Genomic DNA, 5,658 nt, shown 5'->3' with positions numbered 1-5,658 from the left:
TATTTTAAGAGAAGGTTTATAACGAATGTTATGTTAAGCGACAAAAGCAAGAAACAAAAGGGAAAAGAATACCTTCCCCACTGCCCCCTAAATCCTATTTAGTTGGGGCAGTGGCTTTGGCGGCGACTAGGCCCAGACGCACCAGCAGTAGTCCCCCAGGGTTGCGGGAAGCCTTCACTTTGCCCGTTTTTAGGTCGTGGTTGTAGCGGTTGACTTCCGCGACGTGGGCCGCGCTGGTCAGGATGGTTTGTCGGTGCTTGGTATCGGTGATGCGCAGCTCGTCGAGGATGCGGGCGGCGTTGTCGTAGTGGCTCTGCTGAACACCGGGCAGGGGCTGAGCAGTGGGCACCAGGTCGAAGGGGATAGTTTCAGCGAGAGCTTGCGGTTTGACCGTGAAAACGATGTTTTTGTAGGTTCTAACCCGCTTTTCGAGCTTGTAGCTGATGTGCAGTTCAGTATGCTCATTGATTTGCTTTACAGCCACATCAAGCACACTTTCCCGAAAGTCGCTCATTCGGACAGCTTTGTCTTTGCCCTTGTCATCGAGCAGACCAAGCATTTGCTTAAAATCTTGAATATCATACTTTTTAGTCTCCCCTTGGTCCTTCCATTGGCTACAGTACTGATAAATCCGCTTAGCATATTTGCTAGTCAGGCGTAGAGCCGAAGCCAATTCGTAGCTGGTGAAATTCTCCTTAAGGTCAAACAGATAGGGCGTTATATCTTCCGTAAGCTTGATTTCGATGATGCCTTGCCCAAGCAGATAGTCCACGCGCTGAAACATCCACAGCTGCCGGTACCGGGTTTCAGTTTGCACCTCAAATACACGGCTGCCCATATCCGAAGTAGCCTTGTGCAGATAAGCAGCATTGTACTTTTTGCCGGTAAGCAATGATAAGTCCTTGATGTTCAATTCATACACGCTATCCTGTTTGTCTTTGCGCAGCTTGGAGAGAAGAAAGAACAGCAAATCAAGCTGTAACTCCGTGTATTCGTACCGAGCATTGGTCAGCGCGTTGTGTTGACGAATTTCTATTTCCTTGCTCATTGTGGTGAATGGCTGATTATTCGACAATTATAAGCAGGAAACGGGTTTTGTATTCGGAATCCGTTTACAAAACCCGCATACAACCCACTAAAACCCGTTTATAAACCCACTAAAACCCGTTTCTCACCCACTAAAACCCGTTTCTCACCCACTAAAACCCGTTTCTCACCCACTAAAACCCGTTTATGAGTATCATAAAATACTGAATACCAACAAGTTGCAAGGCCCTCAAATAGAACAAAGCTTTTAAAATACACCAATTGTTGTTCGCGCGAGGAAAAAAGGCTTTTAGGGACCGTTTAAAATGTACAACGACACGAGCAAAACAAAAGCAACAAAACCCTTGGAAGCCAATAACTTGCGAATATTCAATAAGCACTATTATACTAGTAGTTAACAGTTTATAAATATAAATGACGAGCTTATGTACTGCTTTAGGCGGGGTATTGCTTGGTAGTGCTGGGCAGTGGGGAGAAGGGGTAGGCAGTAATTGAGCAGCTGTTAGAAAGGTTAGGAGAAGCTAAGACTGAGGCAGGGTAGCAGGCAGAAGCGAAGGTGGCCAAGGGAACGAGGGGATGGATAGAGCAGGGTTATGAGTTTGGCCGGAGATTAGGTAGGCCCCGAGTGACTGTAAGCTAGGGAAGGCAGGGGGCATAGCAGGCTAGCAAATAGTGTGGGGATAGTTGGCAGGAGTAGCGTGGGTGTCGTACCTTAGGAGTCCCCTAGTAGCTCGTTTAGAGTAGAAGCAAGAAGTGTTTTTGCTTCGCAAAAACCCCGGTCGGCCGTTGGCCTCCCTCTTCTTGCCCCAGCGGGGAGCCCTAGCCCTAACCTCATTTTTGCCCATGTCAGCTGATAGCTCTAAACCCGAACCAGCGAAGAAGCAACGGGCTCCCGGCCGGCCCAAAGCCGAAGCTCCCCACGACGCGACGATTCAACTGCGCCTCGATAAGCGGCAGCTAGACCTGGTGACGGAGCAGGCCCAGCAAACGGGGCTGAGCCGGTCGGCCATCATCCGGGCAGCACTCGACGGGGTGCGGGTGCTCCAGGCCGCGCCGACCCCTGAGCAGCGTGAGCACTACCGGCAGCTCGTCAAGCTGGCCACCAACCTGAACCAGCTGGTGATGCAGGCCCGCGTGGGCCAGGACGTGCAGGACCGAGCGCGGGCCACGCTAGCCCAGGTGCAGCAGTTGCTGGCCACCCTTAACCAGACCGGAGCATGATAGGGAAAGTGAAAATCGGCAAGAGCTTCAGCGGCATCTGTCGCTACGTGTTTCAGGAGGACAAGCAGGCGCAGGTGCTCGATGCGGAGGGGGTACGCACCGACAGCGCTGCCCACATGGCCCAGGACTTCCAGTATCAGCAGGCGCAGCGCCCCGGCTTAGGCAACGCCGTGCTACACGTCGCACTGGCTCTGCCGGCTGAGGACGCGGCCGGCCGCAGCGCCGAGCAGCTGAGCGAGCTGCTGCGCGAGGCCGGACGGGCTTACGTGCAGGAAATGAAGCTAGAGAACACGCAATGGGCACTCGTACAGCATTTTGACAAGAAGCACCCCCACGCGCACCTAGTGGTAAACCGGGTAGATAATGAAGGGCAGACGATTGCCGACAACTTCATTGGCCAGGAGAGCCGGCGCGTGTGCCAGCGCCTGGAGCAGCAGCTGGGCTTAACAGTGGCCGAGCAGCGGGGCCGCGAGCAGGCCCGCGAGGTCGGCCCCACCCACCGGCAGGCGGTGGCCGCGACCCCCAAGGCGGAGCGCGTAGCCGACTGGCAACGGGCGCGGCACGAGGTGGCCACGGCCCTGAGCCAAACGGCGCCCTACTCAGCCAGCTTCGCACAACTGCAAACGCGGCTGGCCCCCTATGGCATCGAGGTGAAGACCAGTGTGCACCAAAAAAAGGCCGGGCCGGCGGTGTTTGGAGTGGTTTTCGAGAAGGACGGGTACCAGATGAAGGGCAGCGAGGTGGGCAAGACGTTCAGCGCCGGCAACCTGCAAAAGACGTTCGACCAGCACCAGGCGCAGCTGCCCGAGGTGGCGCAGGTGGTGGGCCAGGCCGTGCAGCGCTACTCAGCCGAAGCCCTACGCCAGCTCTTTGCCCAGCAGGCCCAGGAAGCGGCCCAAAAAGCCCAGGAAACGGCCCGTCAGACGACGCAAGCCCCTACCAGGCAGCAAACCCCCGACCGCGAGCAGAGCGGGGGCCTATCGATGTAGTTTCTATTTTTTTCCTTTTGTGATGCAGTCGATTGACCCTGCCGACCTGTTCGTGACCGTAGCCCAAATGCGCGACGGGATTGATACCCTCATCAAGCGCGGCAAGCCGGCCACGGCCGCCGAGTTGCACCAGCTCCTAGAGCAAGTCAAGGCCCAAGGCGAGCAACTGCTGAGCCAGGCCCAGCAGGGCTACCGCATTAGCCTCAACGGGGAGGCAGCGGCCAAGCTGATTGTGCCCTACATGCCCACCAACACGGAAACGGCGCGCATTATGAGCGAGGCCACGGCCACCATGCAGGTCACGTTGGCCCAGGGGGCGAAGGAAACCGCCGCCCAGGTGCAGCAGCTGCAAGCGATTCAGATGGGCTTTCCGCGCCAGGTGTCCATTCAGGGGGAGGTAGTGGGCTTTACCAACTGGAAAGCCGCTGGCCTAGTGGCCGTGGTGCCTGTGGTGCTCGTGCTGCTGACACAGGCCTTCCTGGGGCTCTTCTCCCAGGTGCCGCAGGCCAAGTACGACCACCTGCTAGGGGTAGCGCAAAAGGTTGGCCGGGAGCGGGACTACTACCAGGGGCAGATTCAGCGGTTTCGGAAGCAGATGAACACTACCAAGGAGATACGCCAGACGACCCAACAGCTTTTTCCGCTATACGTGCCGGCAGCCCCAATCGAAACAAAGTAGCCTCGGCCACATGAATGGGCCGAGGCTATATAGGATGAACCTTCTTCGAGGAACCTGAAATTACAAAAATTTTGCCCAATTGGAAATCGTTCTAACACAGTATCTGCGCTCCACAAATGCCAATCTAATGAAATTTAGAAGACATAAACGCTGTACGTGAAGGTGTTACCAATTAGGTTCTGTGGATAAGGGCCCTGGGGCACTGCTTGGCCTATGCTGTTGTACTTAGCAATTATACTATAAGTAGTTATAGTATAATCTGTGCCTCCTGATGCGTTAGTTACCTGACTTAGTAAAGTGCCTGGAGTCTGCTGAGTAAAATCCCTATACCCAGGTTGAGAAGCACCTGTATTAGTATTATATAATAGGACTTGACCTGCAGGAAGCGTAACTAGTTGCTCAGACTTGTAAATATCACAGATATATACACCTGTTGCCAAATTCCCCACGTTTTGCAGAACCACCTTGTAATCAGATAGAATTTTTACTATACTTGGTGAGGCACTATAAGGGCCAAGAGTTTGAGAATCTTGACTCTTAGATGATGCGGCTTGTGGCCGTATATCTTCTTTATCCTTGCTGCAACTGCCTAAGGATAGAGCTAAGCCCACGCAGAGTAGGGTATACTTTATTTTCTTCATAACAGTAAAAAAATAAAAAGTAGGTGGATGAAGTGCCTCTTTTTTTAAGAGGATATACGAATCTACAAGATTTATTTAACTTGGCAAGAAAATATTTACTTTATTAACATGAATAGGTAGTGCTATCATGACAAGTTATCAAGTGTCAGTTGAACTTGTAATTTATTCCAAGCGAGGTGTTTAGAAAGAGGCGGTCACTGAAATTATAATAGTTCTCTCCTACTACCATACTCACTAAGCTAGTGGCAGTTAATTCTAGGTGGGAGGAGATAGCAGCACGTACAGCTGGTCCAAGCGTCAAGTTAAATCTTGTGTCAGAATCACTATACTCGTTGTAAGTAGAGGGAGTAGCAGAATAGGTGGTATGACCAGTGACATGTACCAGAGTGGCACCTCCTAATACATCAAAGTTGATAGGGTTAATAGGGGTGGTGACCGTATAGCGGAGTAGAGCAGGTATAACCAAGTATTTTGTAGAGACAGTTGTCACTACTGCTGGGCTTGCGAACATGTCATCATATGTATCTTTTTTTCCATGATATGATAGCCCAACTTGTAGCGCCAAGCGCGGCATGAAGTTCACGCCTGCCGTTATCGAAGGCCCAAGGATTCTCGGTACTATTCCTCGGTCTTTGAATGGAGTGTTAGATAGCAAGTTAGCCCCAACGCCCACGTAAAAGCGAGACGAAGCTGGAGCAGTTTGAGCAGGACTAGTTAACGGCAGTAAAATGCCCAGCAAGCAAGTGGTAAGAAGTGTATGAGAAAGCATGAGATTATTAAGAATAGGATACTTACCAACGTAAAGTAGCGGTCAATAAGTATGTTGACATGGCATCTTAGATGGGACAGTGTCGCAACTGCACAATTAGTAACAGCATTGTTCCTGACTACTGGCGTAACGTATTTTTTCACTAGCGCTGGCATGAGATTAATGGTAGAGTGCTACGATAGCAGTCACACACGCAGTAGGTCTAAACCTGCACTTATTTTAAGAGAAGGTTTATAACGAATGTTATGTTAAGCGACAAAAGCAAGAAACAAAAGGGAAAAGAATACCTTCCCCACTGCCCCCTAAATCCTA

6 protein-coding genes are annotated in these 5,658 nt (G+C 51.8%); 3 read left to right on the top strand and 3 right to left on the bottom strand.

Going from position 1 to position 5,658, the window contains the following annotated elements:
- Positions 1-94 precede the first annotated feature (94 nt).
- Positions 95-1,048 (bottom strand): replication initiation protein, encoded by a 954-nt coding sequence (locus E4631_RS25470; RefSeq protein ID WP_133657560.1) that lies wholly within the window; start codon positions 1,046-1,048, stop codon positions 95-97.
- Between the two features lie 842 nt (positions 1,049-1,890).
- Between E4631_RS25470 and E4631_RS25465 the strand changes: the two genes are divergently transcribed.
- Genes E4631_RS25465 through E4631_RS25455 form a run of 3 tightly spaced genes read left to right on the top strand, consistent with a single transcriptional unit; the run spans position 1,891 to position 3,936 of the window.
- Positions 1,891-2,268 carry a ribbon-helix-helix protein, CopG family gene (locus tag E4631_RS25465; RefSeq protein WP_133657555.1) on the top strand — a complete coding sequence of 126 codons (378 nt, stop codon included), beginning with the start codon at positions 1,891-1,893 and terminating at the stop codon, positions 2,266-2,268.
- Positions 2,265-3,257 (top strand): relaxase/mobilization nuclease domain-containing protein, encoded by a 993-nt coding sequence (locus E4631_RS25460; protein WP_133657556.1) that lies wholly within the window; start codon positions 2,265-2,267, stop codon positions 3,255-3,257. The genes E4631_RS25465 and E4631_RS25460 overlap by 4 nt, the downstream gene beginning before the upstream one ends.
- Before the next feature lie 19 nt (positions 3,258-3,276).
- Complete coding sequence (locus tag E4631_RS25455) at positions 3,277-3,936, top strand: hypothetical protein (protein WP_133657557.1); 660 nt, start codon at positions 3,277-3,279, stop codon at positions 3,934-3,936.
- Between the two features lie 134 nt (positions 3,937-4,070).
- On the opposite strand, the gene E4631_RS25450 is transcribed toward E4631_RS25455, so the two are convergent.
- Both E4631_RS25450 and E4631_RS27170 read right to left on the bottom strand, forming a co-directional pair.
- Positions 4,071-4,577, bottom strand: a complete 507-nt coding sequence (locus E4631_RS25450; RefSeq protein ID WP_133657558.1) for a hypothetical protein — start codon at positions 4,575-4,577, stop codon at positions 4,071-4,073.
- 145 nt (positions 4,578-4,722) lie between these two features.
- On the bottom strand, positions 4,723-5,346 hold the full coding sequence (locus E4631_RS27170; RefSeq protein WP_133657559.1) for a porin family protein: 624 nt from the start codon (positions 5,344-5,346) through the stop codon (positions 4,723-4,725).
- Positions 5,347-5,658: the final 312 nt, after the last annotated feature.

Origin of the sequence: Hymenobacter sp. UV11, from assembly GCF_004684095.1 — a bacterium.
GTDB lineage: Bacteria > Bacteroidota > Bacteroidia > Cytophagales > Hymenobacteraceae > Hymenobacter.
This window is presented reverse-complemented; position numbering and strand designations above follow the sequence as displayed.

Excerpts from the sequence above, each read along its gene's own strand:
- E4631_RS25470 (WP_133657560.1), bottom strand. The coding sequence starts at position 1,048 with ATGAGCAAGGAAATAGAAATTCGTCAACACAACGCGCTGACCAATGCT.
- E4631_RS27170 (WP_133657559.1), bottom strand. The coding sequence starts at position 5,346 with ATGCTTTCTCATACACTTCTTACCACTTGCTTGCTGGGCATTTTACTG.
- E4631_RS25465 (WP_133657555.1), top strand. The coding sequence starts at position 1,891 with ATGTCAGCTGATAGCTCTAAACCCGAACCAGCGAAGAAGCAACGGGCT.
- E4631_RS25460 (WP_133657556.1), top strand. The coding sequence starts at position 2,265 with ATGATAGGGAAAGTGAAAATCGGCAAGAGCTTCAGCGGCATCTGTCGC.
- E4631_RS25450 (WP_133657558.1), bottom strand. The coding sequence starts at position 4,577 with ATGAAGAAAATAAAGTATACCCTACTCTGCGTGGGCTTAGCTCTATCC.